This window comes from Capnocytophaga canis (genome assembly GCF_043187445.1).
Lineage (GTDB): Bacteria > Bacteroidota > Bacteroidia > Flavobacteriales > Flavobacteriaceae > Capnocytophaga > Capnocytophaga canis.
The window spans coordinates 1541809-1559605 of sequence record NZ_CP171121.1; the positions used below are offsets into that span (position 1 = coordinate 1541809).

Genomic DNA, 17797 nt, shown 5'->3' on the forward strand with positions numbered 1-17797 from the left:
ATTCAGACGTTAATGAAATGTTCTGTTAAACGTATTATTAATTCTTTTTGTTCAGGTTTACTTTCAGCAACTAATAAAGCTAAAGCAACCAATGTATTGTCGTTGATTAAGTTTTCCACAGGTTTTTGCAAAAGATGTTGATTGATACGCAAATACCACAAAAACAAAAATGCTCCCGTACGTTTGTTTCCATCGGCAAACGGATGATTTTTTATGATGAAATAGAGTAAATGAGCCGCTCTACTTGCTACATTAGGGTAAAAATATTCCTCACCGAAACCTTGCTCAATGGTAGCCAATGCCGACTCAAGTCCGCTACTGCGTATTTGTCCGAAAAGTTCACTAGCCTCCCCCTTTTCAACGAGTGATTTTTTGAGTTGGTCAATGGCTTTTAAAACGTCTTCATACGGCAAAGCGTTCATTTCTTGGTTTTTTAAAGAACTTTTAGGTAGGCTCTGTTGGTCGTAAGCTTGTAATAAACTCCAACTTTTTGCATATTCTTGCACAACTTTCAGTACCGCAACACCTTCATCGTTTATCAAAGTTTGATTTTCCAAAGTGGAACTCAACAACGAAAGGACTTCATTAAATTCGATACCTCGCTCTTTTAAGCGTTGCTCATTAATAGTATAACCTTGAACCAAGTGTTGTTTTAGGGTTTGTGTCGCCCATTTGCGGAATTGTACTCCTCTTTGTGATTTCACACGATATCCAACAGATATGATTACATCAAGATTATAATAATCCACTTGATAAATTTTGCCATCGGAGGCAGTTGTTGCAAAATTTGCAACAACTGAAAGATAGTCTAATTCTTTTTCGTTAAATACATTTTTTATATGCCTTGAAATAACAGATTTATCCCTGTCAAACAACTTAGCCATTTGGTCAAGAGTAAGCCACACTGTTTCCTTTTCCAAGGAAACCTGTAATGAAACTTTCTCGTCATCGGTGGTAAATATTTTTATTTCATTTATCATTTAATTTTGATTATTCATTATCTTTTTAATTGTATAATAACTCTACAATTAAAAAACTACTCATTCATTTTCAAAACAATAGCTAACCTTGATGGAATATACAAACTGATTAAATTCTTCTCGTGCTTATACTGCGTAAAATGCTCGACATTTTCATCGACACGATTTTGACCTCCAAAGTTCGGATTATCTGAATTTAAAACATAGGTGTATTTTCCTGCTTCTACCTCAAATTCATAATTATTAAACGACTCTAACGGATTGAAATTAAAAACAAACAAATAGCCGCCCCGCTCAAAAGCCAAAATCTGTCGTTCATTATCCCGAACCAAAATAGTAGGCGTTTTCTCCAACAAATCATTTTCCCTAACGAAATGAATCATCGCTTTGTCAAAATTATTCAAATACTTGAATTTCAAGTTTTCATCATCAAGTAAACTCCACAGGCGACGGGCGTGGTCATAGCTCCAATGGTTTCCTTCACGCGGAAAATCAATCCATTCGGGGTGTCCCCATTCGTTGCCCATAAACGCCAAATAGCCGCCTCCTGCGGTGGAAATGGTCAGCAAACGAATCATTTTATGCAGGGCGATGGCTCTGTCAATGACCATATTCTGGTCGAAAACACTCATTCCCGTGTAAATCTCCTTATCCGCCAAACGGAAAAAAATCGTTTTGTCGCCCACTAAGGCTTGGTCGTGGCTTTCGGCGTAACTGATGGTGCGTTCTTCCAAACGTTTGTTAGTCAGTTCGTAATAAATATCGCCCACGTGCCAATCTTCATCCTTGTAATCTTCCAAAAGTTTAATCCAATAGTCGGGAACGCCCATATGCATCTTATAATCAAAGCCCATTCCGCCTCCTTCAATAGGAAACGCCAAACCCGGGATTCCGCTCATTTCTTCGGCAACTGTGATGGCCTGCGGATATACTTCGTGAATTACCCGATTTGCCAACGTAAGATAGGTTATCGCATCAACATCTTGATTTCCATCGTAATATAAAGAATATTCGGTAAAAGCCTTGCCCAATCCGTGGTCGAGGTAAATCATACTGGTAACGCCATCAAATCGGAAGCCGTCAAACTGAAATTCTTCCAACCAATATTTGCAGTTAGAAAGCAGAAAATTAAGCACTTGCGGTTTTCCATAGTCGAACAAACGCGAATCCCACTGCGGATGTTTTCCCCGCTCTCCCGAATGGAAATACAGATAATCCGTGCCGTCGAAAAAGCCCAATCCTTCCGACTCGTTGCTCACCGAATGCGAATGCACAATGTCCAAAATGACTTTTATTCCCAATCCGTGAGCCGTGTCTATCAACTCTTTAAGTTCTTCGGGCGTTCCGAAACGCGAACTCACCGCAAAGAAATTCGCCACCTGATAACCAAACGAGCCGTAGTAAGGATGCTCCTGAATTGCCATTAGCTGAATGGTATTGTAACCCAAATGGGCGATGCGTGGCAAGACAAACAATCGGAATTCGGTAAAGGTAGCCACTTTGCGAAGTTCAGACGACATACCGATATGAGCTTCATAAATCAAGGGCGGTTCGGTGTGGCTCGGACGGGTATTTTTCCATTTATAAGGAGTTGGTTTCCATACTTGTGCCGAAAAAACTTTGGTGTATTCGTCCTGAACCACACGTCGCACGTGCGAAGGAAGCCTTTCCGCTCCGCCACCCTGCCACTGCACATATAATTTGTACAAATCGCCGTGCGAAAGTTCCGAAGCAGGCAAACGGATTTCCCAATTTTCGTGGTCTATTTTTGTAAAAGCATATTTTTCAGTTGGTTGCCAATCGTTTTTGTCAAAAAGTAGATATATTTTTGTGGCATTCGGAGCCCATTCTCTTAAAATCCATTCATTTTCCGTAAAATGCAATCCGTAAAACAAGTGAGAATTTATATTATCAGACAAGCGGACGCAATTTCCTCGCATTTTTTGGCAAATTTTCAAAAAATATGAATGTCGAGCTTGAATTTTGTCGGCAAATCGTTGTAACAAAGAGTCTGTTTTTAGGATCGGAAGCATAGGCGGTTAATGGGTTAATATTTATTCTATGTTTGTTGGTTTTCAATGTTTTAAATAAAAAACACTTTCGCGGATAAAATTAATATTTTTTTAGGAAAAAAGCAATTATTTTATAATAAAAATAACGATGAATTTCAAAACCTTCATTGAAAAGAGATAAAATTCTTCCAAAATTTACGTATTATAAAGGATTTCGTAAGCTAAATCGGACTAAAAGTTTTTTGCTTATTAGGGGGTACGTGGTGAGTTAATATATTTTTCTATCTTTGCAAATGAAGTAATTTATGGCATAATGATTGTTAAAGGTTCATGAGTCGAGAATAAATTTACATAAAACTAAAAAAAACATACAATATGAAAAGAATAATTTTATATATCCTTTTTTTATTTCCTATTTTTGGAACACAGGTGATTGCACAAGATAATGATTTGCCTTTCAAAGGAGGTGAATGGCTAAAATTTAAGGTGAAATACGGAATTTTTAACGCCAGTGAGGCTACTCTGTTGCTTAAAGAAGCTGATTACAACGGAGAAAAGGTGTTTCATTCTGTAGGAAAAGGAGCTACAACGGGTTTGGCAAGAGTGTTTTTTAAGGTTGATGATACCTACGAAAGCTATTTTGGTATCAGTGATGGAAAACCTCGTCATTTCATTCGTAATATTTATGAAGGAGGGTACACTAAGCACCTAAAAATGGATTTTAATCACGATGTTAATAAAGTGAAAATCAAAAATATGGAGAATGGAGAATTGTCTGAAATTTCAGTTCCAATACATATTCAAGATGTTATTTCAGCTTTTTATCAGTTGCGAAGTAATCCAAAGATTAGTAATATCCAAAAGGGAGAGGAAATTGCGATGGATTTGATTTTTGATGATGATGAGGTGTTCAAATTCAAGTTACGTTACTTAGGTAAAGAAAAGATAAAAACTAAATTTGGAACTCAAAATACTATGATTTTTAGACCGTTAGTTCAAGATGGGCGTGTGTTTAAAGAAGAAGAGAGTATCACAATGTGGATTTCGGATGACAAAAATCGCGTTCCATTGCGCATCAAAGCTACTTTACGTGTAGGATCTTTAGTAGCTGATTTAGATTCTTTTAACGGGTTGAAACATCCACACCAATTGGAAAAATAGAGAATTAAAATTTCATTAAGCAAATGAAATTTTAAGAATATTTATTCTCTGAAGATTTATAAAAAAACAATCTCAAATTTGAAAATAATTTGTATTTTTGCCTAAAATACTAAAAAACTATGAAAAAAATCACGCTTCTATTGGTGTTTCTCGTCAACGGAATTGCTTTAGCGTTAGCACAACCTAAAGAAACTCATTGGCAGACTGCGAAACTTAAAGGTAAAGTGAAATCGGTTATTTCCATTGAACGTTCTATAGAAAACAGTCAGGCTTCTTCTTCGTTCAAAACATCATTCACAAACGAGGGTTTTGTGAAGGAAATTAATGCATTTGACGCACAGAATAAACAGATGATGCGAGTAGAGTTTGATTATGATTCGAAAAAGAATCAGACTGAAATTCGCAGTTTTTCCGAAGAAGGAAAAATGTACATGAAGTTAGTTGCTGTGTTTGACGCCAAAGGAAACAAGATTGAAGATACTACTTTTGAAGGAGAACAGCCTGTACAATATGGCAAATACCTGTATGATGAAAAGAGAAATTTGGTAGAGAAAAATTTATGTCTAACAGATGAAATGTGTGTTGAAAAACAAACATATGTGTACGATTCTAAAGGAAACAAAACCGAAGAAATTATTTTAAGTCCTGAGGGAAATATAGTGTACAAAACACAATTTTCGTACGATAAAAAAGGAAATGTTACTGAGGTACGTCAATTCGAAGGAGGAAGTAAATTTGTTGCTAAGATAAACTACACCTATGACAAACATGATAACCCAACGTCCTCTTTGTCTTATGATGCTGAAAATAAATTGGTTGAGCAGACAAACTCTTCCTATATTTATGACAAAAAAGGAAATTGGATAAAGAAAACTATCTCGAAAGAGGGACGTGAAATTTACGTATCAGAACAAAAAATTGAATATTACTAAAGGAAAATATATTACAGAAATTATGAATCAGAAAAGAAATATTTTAGGGTTTGTTTTTGCATTTTTTGTATCGTTTGCTTATTCGCAAGTGGTTGTAAATCAAAATGATAATATTACTGAAATAATGGAACTGAAAAAAGACGTCGCAAAAAACGAAGTTCTTTTCCAAATTCAAATCTATAACGGCACTATTTCAGGAGCTAACGAAACTATGAAGTCCGCTAAAGAGCAATACAAGATGCCACTTTTCTTAGTTTTTGAAACTCCAAACTACAAAGTACGTTTAGGAAGTTTCAGAACTCGTTTAGAAGCAGAAAAAAACTTAATTGAGATAAGGAAGGTATATCCCGCAGCCTTTGTTATGTCTCCTAAAAAATAGGTAACTCCTTTTAGGCATGTTAAAAAAAGATTCGCTTCGATTTCGTATATTTTTGAGTATGACCTTTTTGGTTGTAATTGCTTTTGCTGCCATTGCGGTTGTGATGGTGTTCCAATACCGAAAACAGGCGGAAGAATATCATATTGAGCGGCTTATAGACAAAGAAAATCAAATTAAAACGCAAATCCAATATGTACTTTCACAAACCACTTATCCGGTGGAAACGGCTTATGTTCCGTTGATTTTTAGGGAATCTATATACAACATTGCCAATATTTTAAATGTTAATTTTGACTTATACGACCTTAATGGAAGTCTTTTGAAAAGTTCCCGTGCTGTAATTGATAGTAAGGATACGCTCAGTATTCCCACTCCTGTTTTGAAACAGTTAGCCTCCACTTTGAATAAACGACTTTCCGAACATCATTATCTTGAAGATGGGAGGGGATACCAAAATTCCTACACCTATGTAACGGATCTCCAATTCAAACCCATTGCAGTACTCAGCATTCCTCATTTTGAAGACGACACCTTTAATGAAAAAGCTCTCCAAGGCTCACTTTATAATATATCTTTAGTCTATTTTTCTTTATTGGTGTTAGCTTTGGGATTTGCTTATTTCATTTCGAGTTATATTACCAAATCCCTAAAAACGATTGAGAATCGTTTGGAGAAGACTCGATTACTGGAGCGTAATGAAAAAATCATACTGAAATCACCGAGTACTGAAATTGGACAGTTGGTGGGGGCTTATAATAGTATGATTGACGAAATTGAACGTAGTAAGGTATTGTTGGCAAAATCCGAACGGGAACAAGCATGGCGTGAAATGGCGAAACAGGTTGCCCACGAAATCAAAAATCCGCTGACTCCCATGCGACTCTCCGTACAGAGTTTTCAACGTCGATTTGATCCTAATGACCCCGAAGTAAGGGATAAAACCAATGAGTTTTGCGAATCACTCGTTCAACAAGTTGATATTCTGAGTAATATTTCTTCGGCATTTTCAGCCTTAACTAATATGCCTGCGAAGCAAGAGGAGTTTTTCAATGCTGTTCCTGTGGTAAAACGAACCTTAGATATTTTTGATTCGAAACATATTTCTTTCATTACCACCGATGAGCATATTTCTTTATTATTTGATAAAGATCAATTGGTTCGTGTGGTAACTAATTTAGTCAAAAATGCTATTCAAGCTACTGAAAACAAAGAAAATCCAAGGATTGTTGTTTCTCTGAGTAAAAAAGAATTTCAAGTAGAACTTACGGTGAGTGACAATGGTGTAGGCATTCCAACCGCTGACCAAGAAAAAATTTTTGAACCTCAATTTACTACCAAAACAGGAGGTACAGGTTTAGGCTTAGCCATGGTCAAAAGTATCATCACAGCTGCAAATGGCTCTATCAAAATTCAATCACAGGTAGGTAAGGGGAGTACGTTTATTGTTCATCTTTAAGTGTTTTCTTGTACCTTATGTTGTTTTTATAAATGGTTGTAACTCAACTTCAAATTGATATAATTACTATTGAACCCTAAAATAGGATGGTTCTATTTTTAGCAGACATGTATCAGAATCTGGGTCTTTCCTCTGGAATTATATCTGTCACATCATAATCGGCAAAATTTCGTAAATAGTTTTGTAGCGTTGTACCGTTAGCATCGGCGAAGGAGTAATTACCTTTACGTTTAAAGTATTGTTTCACACTTTGCGCTCCTGCTAAATGGGCAGCCGCTAAAATCCCAGATTCTGTGATGTTTATCCCATTTATTTTCTTACCCACAAAAAGATCTATTTCTTCGCGTAAAACCCATTTGTTTCTTTTTATACTCAATGTGAACAATCGTTCTTGTTGCTCAGGAGAATTCAAAAATTCATAAGTGTCTGTAACTCCGTAGAATCGTAATGCAGATTTCCCGAATTGGTATTTACCCATATACCCAAACGGATTTACTACAAAATAATTGCCTCTTGACTCTCTGTAAGCTAAAGCCTCTTTGAATCCGACAAATGTTCTACCAATAAAAGGAGGGGTTACTTGCTCTTTGAGCTCCGACTCAGGGGGAATAACAACCAATAAAGGTTCTTTCACTATAAAATCTTTGTGGATACTAATTTTTTTAGTACTAACTTCTATGATGGTGAGGGTCATTAGTAAAACGCTCAACATCCCCAATAACATAAATAAATACTTCTTTTTACTTTGTATCATTCTGTCTATTTTATTTAAGACTTATCGTGAATTTGTAGTAAAATTACACTGCTTAAAATTTTCAGGCGGCAAAATTACATCTTTTGTATTGATACACAAGTTTATATGTTATCGAAAAGTTAAACTAAAAAGAAAACGATAACAAACTTTAACACGCTTATTCAGCTACCAAGCATAATTTTATACGTCTGTTAAGATTTCTGACACTAAATGTTAATTTATTTTCTGAGCAATCTCAGTAAATAGGGGCAGTTTCTTGTGTTTTTAGCATACTTAGTAGTCATTTGTATGTAAAAAATCGTATATTTGCGGGTGATTCTCAAGTTACTTAATGCGAGAGTTGGGAGAAGATAAAGAATAGCATTACATATCCATTGCTATTTCCTGAGAGTTATGGAATAAATTTGTGAGGAGTACTATGAAGATGAAATTTTTAAAAACCCTTTTGGTGTTTTTTGGTGCACTGTTTTTTGGGTTTTCGCAGACAAAAGAGTTAATAAAAGCTCATAAACTCTATAAAAACTATGATTACGTAGGAGCGATAAAGGCATATGAAAGCATTGCTAAAAAGGGGTTTGTCAACCAAGATTTATTACAAAATTTAGGCAATTCTTACTACTATAATGCTGATTATGAGAGTGCTAATATTTGGTATGAACAACTTTTCTCTAAGGAGGAATATAAGAAATCATCGGAATATTATTATCGATATGCCCAAACACTAAAGTCTGTTGGAAAGTTAGAAGATTCGGACAAGATAATGGATAAATTTGTAGCTATGGTTGGTAAAAGTGACGCTAGAGCTGTCATTTTTAACAAAAATAGGAGCTATCGAAAAGACATAGAGCTTAACTCTAATCGACTCGAATTACAACCATTGAAAATAAATTCCCCAAATTCAGAATATGGAACGGCTTTCTACGGTAAGAAGATTGTATTTTCAAAAAGTTCAGGCCTTTTCAAAGGAAAATCGACATGGACTGGTGATGCTTACTACGATTTATATGAGGCCAAGAGGGATTGTATGAATGTTTCCAAGGTTTCAAAAATGAACAAAATAAACACCCGATTCAATGAATCTACAGCCGTTTTTACCAAAGATGGAAATACAATCTATTTCACACGAAACAACTTCCTCAACAACAAGATAAAAACCAACGGCGATGATACGGTCTTACTCAAAATATTCAAATCCACAAAAGACAAAAACGGAAAATGGAGTAAGGAAAAGGAAATGCCATTCAACAGCAATATTCACAATGTAGCACATCCTGCATTGAGTCCTGATGAGAAATATCTCTATTTTGCTTCGGATATGCGAGGTTCGTTCGGCGCTTCGGATATCTACCGAGTAGAACGCCTTGAAAAAGGAGGCTATGGAAAACCTGAAAATTTAGGCAATGTAGTAAACACTGCTGGTCGGGAATCTTTCCCTTTTGTAAGTAAGGATAACATTCTTTATTATTCATCTGATGGATATCCTGGATTAGGAGGGTTAGACATCTTTGCTGTAAAAATAAACGAAGATGGGTCTTTTTCAAAACCCGTAAACATAGGTGCACCAGCAAATAGCTCTAAGGATGATTTCTGTTTTGTTATTGATAGTGATACAAAAGTGGGATTCTTGACATCCAATCGGGTAGGAGGGAAAGGAAAAGATGATATTTATGCTTTTCAAGAACATAGACCTGTGTCTTTCAGTTGCACAAAAAATATTTCAGGAATCGTAAGAAATGCTACTACACGTGAAATTATCAAAGATGCAGGGCTAGTTTTACGAAATGCTGATGGTAAACCCATTGAAACTAAGCTTTCTGATGTTGACGGGAATTTCTCTTTTGCATATGAGATTGATTGTACAAATGGAAGTACGTTTAATATAAACGCTGAAAAACAAGGTTTTATACCTAAGAAACAGGAAGTTATCATTAAGGAAAAAGACGAGCTATTCTACGAAATTGCATTAACACCTATTGAACGCCGAAAAATAGAAAAAGGAACAGACTTGGCAAAAGTTTTGAAGATTGACAATATTTACTTCAATTACGATAAAGCAGATATTCGCCCCGATGCTGCAGAACAATTGGCAAAAATCGTGGATGTAATGAAGGAGTATCCTACGATGAAAATTGATGTTCGTTTGCATACGGATAGTCGTGGTTCAGATAAGTATAATTTGGCACTCTCGGACCGACGAGCCAAATCAACCATCAAATGGTTGGTGAAGCACGGTATCAAAAAATCACGTATAACTGGTAAAGGCTATGGAGAAACTCAATTGACCAATCACTGTGGTAATGGTGTTAAATGTTCAGAAGAAGAACATCAGGCAAACCGAAGAAGTGAATTTATTATCATTTCAATGTAATAATAGAGAAGAAAAAAATATATGATTATTAATTCATTGTGTTTGTAGTGATTTAAACACCTGTTACTTTTATACGGAGTTATCTATGCGTTTTGGAATATACAGAATTTTTAAAATTCCGTATCTTAGTTTCTTCGTTTAAGCATCCAAAATATACAAAAATGATCCTTGTCAGTCAGAAATAGTGAAAAAAATGCTTTTGAGCATTCAGTCTACCGATTGTAATTTTTATAAATATGGCAAAGCATCATATCTTAAAAATCATTACCTTTGCCTCCATAATTAATTTTTGTTTACACCCATGCTAGATCTACAAGATATTTTAAAACAACATACACAAAAGGCTGTTGAGCAACTTTTTAGTGTTCAACTCGAAAACATTGAACTTCAACAGACTAAAAAAGAGTTTGAGGGAGACATTACCGTTGTAATTTTCCCGATGTTACGTCAGATTAAAGGAAATCCTGAACAAATTGGACAACAAATCGGAACTTTTTTACAAGAAAATGTAAAAGAGGTAGAGAGCTTCAATGTAATCAAAGGATTTTTGAATTTAGTAATTTCGGATTCTTATTACATTGATTTTCTGAAAAGTATAGAAAATGAAACCAATTTTGGTTTGGCTCAGCCCAATTCCAAAAAGACCATAATGGTTGAATATTCGTCGCCTAACACCAACAAACCCTTGCACTTAGGGCATATTCGCAACAACTTGTTAGGATATTCAGTCGCCGAAATTCTAAAAGCAGCGGGACATAAAGTATATAAAACTCAGATAATCAACGACCGAGGAATACACATCTGCAAGTCAATGATTGCTTGGCAACGTTTTGGCAATGGCGAAACACCTGAAAATTCAGGACTTAAAGGCGATAAACTTGTCGGGAATTACTATGTAGCTTTCGATAAAGCGTATAAATCTGAAATTGAGCAACTTATTTCAGAAGGAAAAACCAAAGAAGAAGCTGAAAAACAAGCTCCTATATTTTTGGAAGCACAAGAAATGCTTCGAAAATGGGAGGCCGGAGACGAGCAAGTTATTTCCCTTTGGAAAGAAATGAATCAGTGGGTTTACAACGGATTTTCAACTACTTACAAAAATTTAGGTGTCGATTTCGATTCATACTACTACGAAAGTGATACGTATTTATTAGGAAAAGACATCATCGAAGAAGGCTTACAAAAAGGCGTTTTCTTCAAGAAAGAAGACGGCTCGGTTTGGTGTGATTTAACCGCTGATGGTTTGGACGAAAAATTAGTACTTCGCTCCGACGGGACTTCCGTTTACATAACCCAAGATATTGGTACCGCAACGCAACGTGTGAAAGATTATCCTGACGTAAAAGGAATGGTTTATACCGTTGGAAATGAGCAAGATTATCATTTCAAGGTTTTGTTTTTAATTCTGAAAAAATTAGGTTTTGATTGGGCTGAAAATCTGTATCATTTGAGTTATGGAATGGTAGATTTACCGAGCGGAAAGATGAAAAGTCGTGAAGGAACTGTGGTCGATGCCGACGATTTAATTGCCGAAATGGAGCAAACAGCTGAAGAAATTTCGCAAGAATTAGGCAAATTGGACGGATACGATGATAATCAGAAAAAGGAATTGTATCACACCATCGGTTTGGGAGCTTTGAAGTACTATATTTTGAAAGTTGACCCCAAAAAACGTATTCTTTTTGATCCGAAAGAATCTATTGACTTCCAAGGGAATACAGGTCCTTTTGTGCAATACACTTATGCCCGAATTAAATCTATCTTACGAAAATACAACGAAATAGAAGTTTCAAAATCAGAAAATTATTCAATTTCTGAATTACATCCTAAGGAAAAAACGCTTCTTAAAAATATGGCTCTTTTCCCCGAAGTGGTTCAAAACGCAGCAGATTCGTACAGCCCTGCGGTCATTGCCAACTACGTATATGATTTGGTGAAAGACTTTAATTCATTTTACCAGAATGTATCCATTTTAGGAGAAGAAAATGTGGCAAAAAGAGAATTTCGGGTATCGCTTTGTAAAAAAATAAGCGAAATTATTGCATCGGCTTTTGCAATGCTCGGGATACAAGTTCCTGAGAGAATGTAAAATGCTTTTTAGATAGAAAAATATTTTTCAAAAAAAAGAGAAAATATTTGCCAAGTAAAAAAATGTTGTTATCTTTGCACTCGCAATCGGTTAGGGGTTGCTTTTGAAAAATATTGTTTTGCGAAAATAGCTCAGTTGGTAGAGCGCAACCTTGCCAAGGTTGAGGTCGCGGGTTCGAACCCCGTTTTTCGCTCTTTTATTGCCTTAATAAAGGGCTCGGATGGTGGAATCGGTAGACACGCTGGACTTAAAATCCAGTGGGCAGCAATGCCTGTGCGGGTTCAAGTCCCGCTCCGAGTACAACAAAAAATCGTAATGCTTTTATAGTGAAAGTGTTGCGATTTTTTATTTTGTGATTTAGCCGACATTTAGCCGACATTTTCAAAAATGCTATTTTGTCAGGTGTTTTTTTTAGGTTTAACGAACGTTTTTTTGTTGGTTGGATATTAGGTATATTAGATAATTCCCGAAGTAAAATATTTTGCGTCTGTACAGCGGGTAGTATTGAATAATATTGAAAGTCCCATAAAAACCAAAATTTCCGTTTTTATAGTGGCATATTAAAAATTATAAAAAACCGTGTTATGGATTGTTCGGTTTGTACGGGCGGGGTCGTACGTGTGCGTGGCTTCAAAAATTCAAAAAATCATTTTCTTACCAGTACGGAGGTATATTAAAAGATATTAAAAGTAAACCCCATTGCGGGGCTTTGTAATTGCATTAGGAAGGTTGGAGTTTTTTTATAGTGTCTAATTTGTCAAACCTCAACGCCTATACATTCGTTATTTTGGTTAATCACAAACAAAGGCTGTTCTACAAAGTCGGCTTTTATTTCGGTTTTATCGGTATATCCTCTATCTTTTGCCTTTGTCTTTAAATAAAAGATTATTGCGGTAGTGTCGTTCTTTTCGATATTCTCAATTAACTTGCTTTCTACATAGTCTTTTTGCTCCTCCTGAATATCATTTACTTGCTCCTTAAATTCATCGTCTGAATTTATCCAATTGTAGTACGTTTGGCGTGTTATTCCTGTACGTCTGCAAGCAACGGATATAACGCCTAAACACTTTTCAAAGTGCTTTAAAAAACGTTCTTTGAGGTTGTCGGTTTTTGTTGCGGTTCTTTTCATATTTTCAGTTTTAGAAACATTGCAAAGGTACAAAAAAACTCTTTTTTGTCGATTTTTTATGCAATTTGTGCATTTTCAGAAATAAAAAAGGGACTGAATTAGCCCCCTTTGATTTACTGGTACATTAGCCCGAACTTCAACCCCAACGCCTCTGCAATACTTATGAAAGTGGATAACTGCATATCGGTTTCCCCACGTTCAAGGCTTGCGATGTATTCCCGTTTTTTGCCTATCTTTTCGGCTAATTCTTTTTGTGTTATCTTGCGTTGTTTGCGTTCCTCTTTCAGAAGTTCAGCAAAATACCACGCCTTTGCTTTGGCGGTAAACTCCTTGCGGGTGGGTGTACCGACTGCTCCGTACATTTCGGCTAACAATTCCCGCCCCGTTGTGAGTTTTGCGATTTTTTCGGGGTCTATTTTTGTGCGGTCTATCTTATTCATTGTCGTGCGTGTGTTTTTGTTTTTTATCACGAATGTAAAAATAAAAATAACCTACCACCGCAACAAGTGAAATATAAATCATCATATAAATTGCTCCACTCATATTTATTTTCGTTTTTTAGGTTTATTTTTTTGCGTTTTCTCTTCTTTTGGGTCTCTTACAAGTAACAGACCGAAAATAAGCAAAATTGTTGTTGTAATACTTGCTGTTATATATAGTTCCGAACCTTTAATGTCTGTAAAAATATCCGAAACGATAACCGCTGTAACGACATACTTCACTATGTCAAGTAATAATTTTCCTAATTCTTTTCTCATTGATTAAAACTAAAAAATTATCATTTCGCAAAGGTAAGGAATTTATATCAAACTATAACAAAAAATGTAATTTTTTTCATACTTTCAAAGGTCGGTAATTTTTCGACAATTTTAGGTTATCGGTCGGTTTTTACTTGGTTTTTGTCTCTTGGAGGTCGGTAAGGTAGTGGGATTTTTTTACTTCCTGATGAGGTTTTTAATAAATTTATCAAATACCAAAAACAACAAACGTGCGTTTTAAGGCGGTTTTTTTACCTGTTTTACGTGGGTTTTATGGTGTTTGCGTGTATTTGTGTGATTGAGGTCTTTTTAATTAGTTTTTGCCTGTTTAAAATCGTTTTTGAGGGTTCAAGGTTTAAAGTTCAACGTTTGAAGGCGTTTTTTCGGGGTTTCCTTGCTTCGGGTGGGTGTTTATAACCTCAACGGCAAAAACACAAAAAAACGCCCTTTGTTTGCGTTTGGGCGTTCGTAGGTTTGAAACTTGGTTTTTTGATTTCTTGGAACTTTAAAACAATTCAAGTTGATTTTTGAAATGCTTTTGCAAAGGCGGTTTATTAGTTTTTTTGCCTTTGTTCGGATTGTTGTACAAATTCCGAACTTGTTTGCATAAGTGCATTATGATATTTTTTTCTCTTACGGGTTTGTAACCTGTTTGAGGCAAAAGGTAAGAGCAAAGCAAAATATATCTTTCGGGGTCGTGTTCTCGCAAGTGCAAAAAAGTTGCCGTCCGAATGTACCTCGCACCCTCCTTTTCGTGGGTCAATTCTATACCCGTAACCGCACAAACTTTTTTAGTTTTTTTGCCCTCATTTTTTGATGAATTTTCAACCTCGTTTTTTAATCCAAAATCAGTACTTTTTTTGTCTAAATTTTCAACCTCGTTTTTTGCATTTTCAGAGACTAAATTTTTGCCATTTTCTGAAAAGGCGTTTTGCAACCAGTTTACCCTATACTTAAAGTGTAAAGTAGTATACATTTGCCCTTTTTCGGAGGTCGGTAAAGTAGTATACATTTCTGTATTTTCAGGGTCGGTAAAGTTGTGTACATTTTTACCACTTTCAAGGGTCGGTAAAGTAGTATACATTTCTGTATTTTCAGTGCCTAAAACTTGCTTAAAAACTTCGTTCATTTTTGACTGAATTTGCCCTTTTAAATTTTCCGAAAATTCAAGTACCATTTTTTCTAATTGCTTTCTTTTTCTGCCTCTTTGTATCTTATTTAAACCCCTCCAATATTCTTTATTTTGGAATAGTACCGCCTTTGCTTGGCCTTTGTCGTTGAGGTCGTGCGTGCGGGTGGTCTTGTCAAAGTATACCAATTCTTCAAACTCCTTGTAAAGCACTTCAAAGGTTTGCGACAACGTAAGGGCGTTTATATCCTCCAACGTCTTTAATTCAATTCCTGCCGTGTGTAGTTTTTGCATTTTACGAACCTTTATCTCTACACGGATAACGTGTGTATCCATTTGATACTGACGGCTTTTGTTGTAGAGTTTTAAATAATATTGGTTGTGGTCAAACTGCACGTAATTACCCTCGTGTTTTACGATATAATCGTAATTGTTGCGGTGGTATAGTATGCCCGTTAAAAACTCTTTCGGGTCAAAGGAAACGGGGTTATTTAGTCCGATTTCGATATTTTGCAACTTACACACGGAGGGGCAAACGTCCAACGCCTCGCAAAGGGTGTCAATGGTTTGCGTAATTTCGTCCAATGTAAACAAGTCGCCGTTAAACCCGCCGTGCTTTGCGATTTGCTCGGGGGTTGCGATATTGTGTATTTGACTTCGGAACTTATGCAAACTTCCATAGAGTAAAACCCCGCCCGTTTGCGGTTCAATGACCATATTTTTAAATAAATACGTCTCTTTGGTAACCTCCGCCGTTGCGGTTTCTGTTTCGGTGGTCGCAACTGCAAAAGTGCCGTTATTTACCAGTTCTTTAAACTTGGCGGGGTTGGAGTAACTGATACGGGTTTTAAAATAATCTACCATAGTTTTATTGCTTTATGTTTTATGCCTTATGCTTATGGCTTACAACCTATTGCAATCCAAAATATCTTTTTATTTGAACTGAAATCATAGTTATTGCTAATGTTGTATCCATTGGGTAATAATTCGGATATTCTACTATTGCTAATTTGGTGCGGTCGGTATTGAATACGAAAAATAACAACGTATGTTTTTTATAACGCCCGTAATGGTCTTTGCTCGATATATCGCCGTAATAGATTTGCGGGTGTGCGGTTCTGAAAAGCCCCGTGAGTACTTCGCCCCATTTAGCACGTGTGCCGTCTGCCTTGCGTGGTGCGGGTTTGTACCAAAAGGCTACGTTTTCCGAACGATTGAAGTTGCGTTGTACAGATATATTGGCAAAGTCCAAAATATGCCGACTATTTGCGGTTTGATGTATCTTTTCAAAGTGCGTAACTTCTTTGTATTTGTCCGATGTTTCGATTTTGACAAACTGATGTATGTTTGCTCCGTTTAGGTTATTCATATTTATTTAATGATTAAAAGATTAAATGATTAAAAAAATTACTTGGATTTTGTTACTTTTTACTTGGTTCTTTGAACTTTATACTTTATCCTTGTTCCTTTTTTTAAGGCAAAAGACCCCCACGCCCCTAAACTTGGGGGCTTTGCCTGTTTGATATTTTTTGAATGATTATTTAACGAATTAGGGGCGGTAATTTTCTGACATTTTGCCCCTTGTGGTTACTCGGTGGGGTGCTGTTCTTTGAACTTTTGGATAAATTCGGTATAGGTTATTTCATCGTTCATAAATGAATAGTTGAGGTGTGCGTATTCGTCTGTAGGGTCTTTAAACCAACCTAATAAATAGCAATCTAACTCATAATCAGGTGTGAAGTACAAATTGTCGTGTACGTAATAAAACGGCTCAGAAAGTTTGTACAATTGCTTAACGACCTCAAAATATTGCTTTTGGTCGTCTTCTGTAAAGTCTTTGCCACTTTCCAATATCGAAGCCAAAAGGCGGTAAAAAATGCCTGTATCGATTGGCTTTTTATCAAACTCTTTCAGGAAAAGGTTAAGGCGGTTTGTGGTTTCGATAGCCTCCAACGTCAATAACGAATATTTGAGGGCGTCTTTTTGGGTATGCATTCCAAAATCATTTATAGGAATAAACGTACCTAATTCTTGTTGCGGGTTGCCTTTGTAGTTTTTGATTGTCAAGGTTTGTTTTTCTAAAACTCTCATATTATTATTTTTAAATAGTTACTTAATTACTTTGCTTCGGAATGATTTCATAATATTATATATTTAAGTGTTATTCTGTGGTGCAAATGTATATATAAAAATATAATCTACCAAATAAAAAGTAACTTTTTTATATAATTTTTTTTGATGTAGTATATTTATGTATTAACTTTGCTCCGAATTTATAACTAAATCAATATGTTAAGAATTAAAGACGTTTTAAAGGAAAAAGGCATAAATCAGATTGAACTTGCTGAAAAATTGGGTGTTACACGTGTGGGGCTTAATCGAATTATTAACGGCAACCCTACCATTGAAACCCTTTTAAAAATCGCAAATGTTTTAGAAGTCGATGTAAGGGACTTAATCGAACCGACAACCGCAACCGATACCACGCCCCTATATATCAAAGACGATAACGGCAACTTAGTTGAGGTGGGCAGTCTTAACAAGGATAAAGGATAAAGGGACAAGAACCAAGTACCAAGTAATCAAAATCCAAGTAACAAGAACTTGAAACCTTGAACCTTGTAACTTTGAACTTTATACTTTTTTCCGT

Annotated in this window: 16 protein-coding genes and 2 tRNA genes; 9 read left to right on the plus strand and 9 right to left on the minus strand. The window is 35.8% G+C overall.

What is annotated here, in order from left to right; all coding sequences use genetic code 11:
• Positions 1 to 2 precede the first annotated feature (2 nt).
• On the minus strand, positions 3 to 980 hold the full coding sequence (rhuM, locus tag ACF3OB_RS06520) for a RhuM family protein (RefSeq protein WP_095893683.1): 978 nt from the start codon (positions 978 to 980) through the stop codon (positions 3 to 5).
• Between the two features lie 56 nt (positions 981 to 1036).
• Entirely contained in the window at positions 1037 to 3013 is a 1977-nt protein-coding gene (locus tag ACF3OB_RS06525) for an alpha amylase C-terminal domain-containing protein (protein WP_392447164.1), read from the minus strand.
• Between the two features lie 354 nt (positions 3014 to 3367).
• Between ACF3OB_RS06525 and ACF3OB_RS06530 the strand changes: the two genes are divergently transcribed.
• The 4 genes from ACF3OB_RS06530 to ACF3OB_RS06545 all read left to right on the plus strand — a co-directional run bounded on the left by ACF3OB_RS06530 (position 3368) and on the right by ACF3OB_RS06545 (position 6920).
• The gene (locus tag ACF3OB_RS06530) at positions 3368 to 4153 is read left to right on the plus strand and encodes a DUF3108 domain-containing protein (protein ID WP_392419879.1); all 786 of its coding nucleotides are present in this window, start codon (positions 3368 to 3370) and stop codon (positions 4151 to 4153) included.
• A 119-nt stretch (positions 4154 to 4272) separates the two neighbouring features.
• Positions 4273 to 5085 (plus strand): RHS repeat domain-containing protein, encoded by an 813-nt coding sequence (locus ACF3OB_RS06535; protein WP_392447166.1) that lies wholly within the window; start codon positions 4273 to 4275, stop codon positions 5083 to 5085.
• Positions 5086 to 5107: 22 nt separating this feature from the next.
• Positions 5108 to 5464: an SPOR domain-containing protein gene (locus tag ACF3OB_RS06540; RefSeq protein ID WP_042008335.1), complete on the plus strand. Its 357-nt coding sequence runs from the start codon at positions 5108 to 5110 to the stop codon at positions 5462 to 5464.
• Positions 5465 to 5480: 16 nt separating this feature from the next.
• Positions 5481 to 6920: a PAS domain-containing sensor histidine kinase gene (locus ACF3OB_RS06545; RefSeq protein WP_042344015.1), complete on the plus strand. Its 1440-nt coding sequence runs from the start codon at positions 5481 to 5483 to the stop codon at positions 6918 to 6920.
• Between the two features lie 112 nt (positions 6921 to 7032).
• Here the strand turns inward: ACF3OB_RS06545 and ACF3OB_RS06550 are convergent, their stop codons facing one another.
• Positions 7033 to 7671, minus strand: coding sequence for a peptidoglycan-binding protein LysM (locus tag ACF3OB_RS06550; RefSeq protein WP_369800751.1), 639 nt, complete (start codon positions 7669 to 7671; stop codon positions 7033 to 7035).
• 421 nt (positions 7672 to 8092) lie between these two features.
• Between ACF3OB_RS06550 and ACF3OB_RS06555 the strand changes: the two genes are divergently transcribed.
• The 4 genes from ACF3OB_RS06555 (at position 8093) to ACF3OB_RS06570 (ending at position 12431) form a co-directional block, all read left to right on the plus strand.
• Complete coding sequence (locus tag ACF3OB_RS06555; protein WP_095912082.1) at positions 8093 to 10042, plus strand: OmpA family protein; 1950 nt, start codon at positions 8093 to 8095, stop codon at positions 10040 to 10042.
• Between the two features lie 301 nt (positions 10043 to 10343).
• Positions 10344 to 12131, plus strand: a complete 1788-nt coding sequence (gene argS / locus ACF3OB_RS06560) for an arginine--tRNA ligase (protein ID WP_392447168.1) — start codon at positions 10344 to 10346, stop codon at positions 12129 to 12131.
• Between the two features lie 120 nt (positions 12132 to 12251).
• Positions 12252 to 12324 (plus strand) — tRNA-Gly (locus tag ACF3OB_RS06565).
• Positions 12325 to 12345: 21 nt separating this feature from the next.
• Positions 12346 to 12431, plus strand: a tRNA-Leu gene (locus ACF3OB_RS06570).
• 457 nt (positions 12432 to 12888) lie between these two features.
• Here the strand turns inward: ACF3OB_RS06570 and ACF3OB_RS06575 are convergent.
• The 6 genes from ACF3OB_RS06575 to ACF3OB_RS06600 all read right to left on the minus strand — a co-directional run bounded on the left by ACF3OB_RS06575 (position 12889) and on the right by ACF3OB_RS06600 (position 17238).
• The gene (locus tag ACF3OB_RS06575) at positions 12889 to 13260 is read right to left on the minus strand and encodes a phBC6A51 family helix-turn-helix protein (RefSeq protein ID WP_392447170.1); all 372 of its coding nucleotides are present in this window, start codon (positions 13258 to 13260) and stop codon (positions 12889 to 12891) included.
• Positions 13261 to 13373: 113 nt separating this feature from the next.
• On the minus strand, positions 13374 to 13700 hold the full coding sequence (locus ACF3OB_RS06580; protein WP_095893676.1) for a helix-turn-helix domain-containing protein: 327 nt from the start codon (positions 13698 to 13700) through the stop codon (positions 13374 to 13376).
• A gap of 105 nt (positions 13701 to 13805) precedes the next feature.
• On the minus strand, positions 13806 to 14018 hold the full coding sequence (locus tag ACF3OB_RS06585; RefSeq protein WP_095893675.1) for a DUF6722 family protein: 213 nt from the start codon (positions 14016 to 14018) through the stop codon (positions 13806 to 13808).
• A 505-nt stretch (positions 14019 to 14523) separates the two neighbouring features.
• On the minus strand, positions 14524 to 16011 hold the full coding sequence (locus tag ACF3OB_RS06590; RefSeq protein WP_392447172.1) for a hypothetical protein: 1488 nt from the start codon (positions 16009 to 16011) through the stop codon (positions 14524 to 14526).
• 46 nt (positions 16012 to 16057) lie between these two features.
• Positions 16058 to 16516 carry a hypothetical protein gene (locus ACF3OB_RS06595; protein WP_392447173.1) on the minus strand — a complete coding sequence of 153 codons (459 nt, stop codon included), beginning with the start codon at positions 16514 to 16516 and terminating at the stop codon, positions 16058 to 16060.
• Positions 16517 to 16734: 218 nt separating this feature from the next.
• The gene (locus ACF3OB_RS06600; RefSeq protein ID WP_392447175.1) at positions 16735 to 17238 is read right to left on the minus strand and encodes a hypothetical protein; all 504 of its coding nucleotides are present in this window, start codon (positions 17236 to 17238) and stop codon (positions 16735 to 16737) included.
• A 198-nt stretch (positions 17239 to 17436) separates the two neighbouring features.
• On the opposite strand from ACF3OB_RS06600, the gene ACF3OB_RS06605 reads away from it, so the two are divergent.
• On the plus strand, positions 17437 to 17703 hold the full coding sequence (locus ACF3OB_RS06605) for a helix-turn-helix domain-containing protein (protein WP_392447177.1): 267 nt from the start codon (positions 17437 to 17439) through the stop codon (positions 17701 to 17703).
• The last annotated feature ends 94 nt before the right edge of the window (positions 17704 to 17797 follow it).

What these genes read in the sequence shown, in the direction of transcription:
- rhuM (WP_095893683.1), bottom strand. Translation starts at nt 980, where the DNA reads ATGATAAATGAAATAAAAATATTTACCACCGATGACGAGAAAGTTTCA.
- ACF3OB_RS06525 (WP_392447164.1), bottom strand. Translation starts at nt 3,013, where the DNA reads ATGCTTCCGATCCTAAAAACAGACTCTTTGTTACAACGATTTGCCGAC.
- ACF3OB_RS06530 (WP_392419879.1), top strand. Translation starts at nt 3,368, where the DNA reads ATGAAAAGAATAATTTTATATATCCTTTTTTTATTTCCTATTTTTGGA.
- ACF3OB_RS06535 (WP_392447166.1), top strand. Translation starts at nt 4,273, where the DNA reads ATGAAAAAAATCACGCTTCTATTGGTGTTTCTCGTCAACGGAATTGCT.
- ACF3OB_RS06540 (WP_042008335.1), top strand. Translation starts at nt 5,108, where the DNA reads ATGAATCAGAAAAGAAATATTTTAGGGTTTGTTTTTGCATTTTTTGTA.
- ACF3OB_RS06545 (WP_042344015.1), top strand. Translation starts at nt 5,481, where the DNA reads ATGTTAAAAAAAGATTCGCTTCGATTTCGTATATTTTTGAGTATGACC.
- ACF3OB_RS06555 (WP_095912082.1), top strand. Translation starts at nt 8,093, where the DNA reads ATGAAGATGAAATTTTTAAAAACCCTTTTGGTGTTTTTTGGTGCACTG.
- argS (WP_392447168.1), top strand. Translation starts at nt 10,344, where the DNA reads ATGCTAGATCTACAAGATATTTTAAAACAACATACACAAAAGGCTGTT.
- ACF3OB_RS06575 (WP_392447170.1), bottom strand. Translation starts at nt 13,260, where the DNA reads ATGAAAAGAACCGCAACAAAAACCGACAACCTCAAAGAACGTTTTTTA.
- ACF3OB_RS06580 (WP_095893676.1), bottom strand. Translation starts at nt 13,700, where the DNA reads ATGAATAAGATAGACCGCACAAAAATAGACCCCGAAAAAATCGCAAAA.
- ACF3OB_RS06585 (WP_095893675.1), bottom strand. Translation starts at nt 14,018, where the DNA reads ATGAGAAAAGAATTAGGAAAATTATTACTTGACATAGTGAAGTATGTC.
- ACF3OB_RS06590 (WP_392447172.1), bottom strand. Translation starts at nt 16,011, where the DNA reads ATGGTAGATTATTTTAAAACCCGTATCAGTTACTCCAACCCCGCCAAG.
- ACF3OB_RS06595 (WP_392447173.1), bottom strand. Translation starts at nt 16,516, where the DNA reads ATGAATAACCTAAACGGAGCAAACATACATCAGTTTGTCAAAATCGAA.
- ACF3OB_RS06600 (WP_392447175.1), bottom strand. Translation starts at nt 17,238, where the DNA reads ATGAGAGTTTTAGAAAAACAAACCTTGACAATCAAAAACTACAAAGGC.
- ACF3OB_RS06605 (WP_392447177.1), top strand. Translation starts at nt 17,437, where the DNA reads ATGTTAAGAATTAAAGACGTTTTAAAGGAAAAAGGCATAAATCAGATT.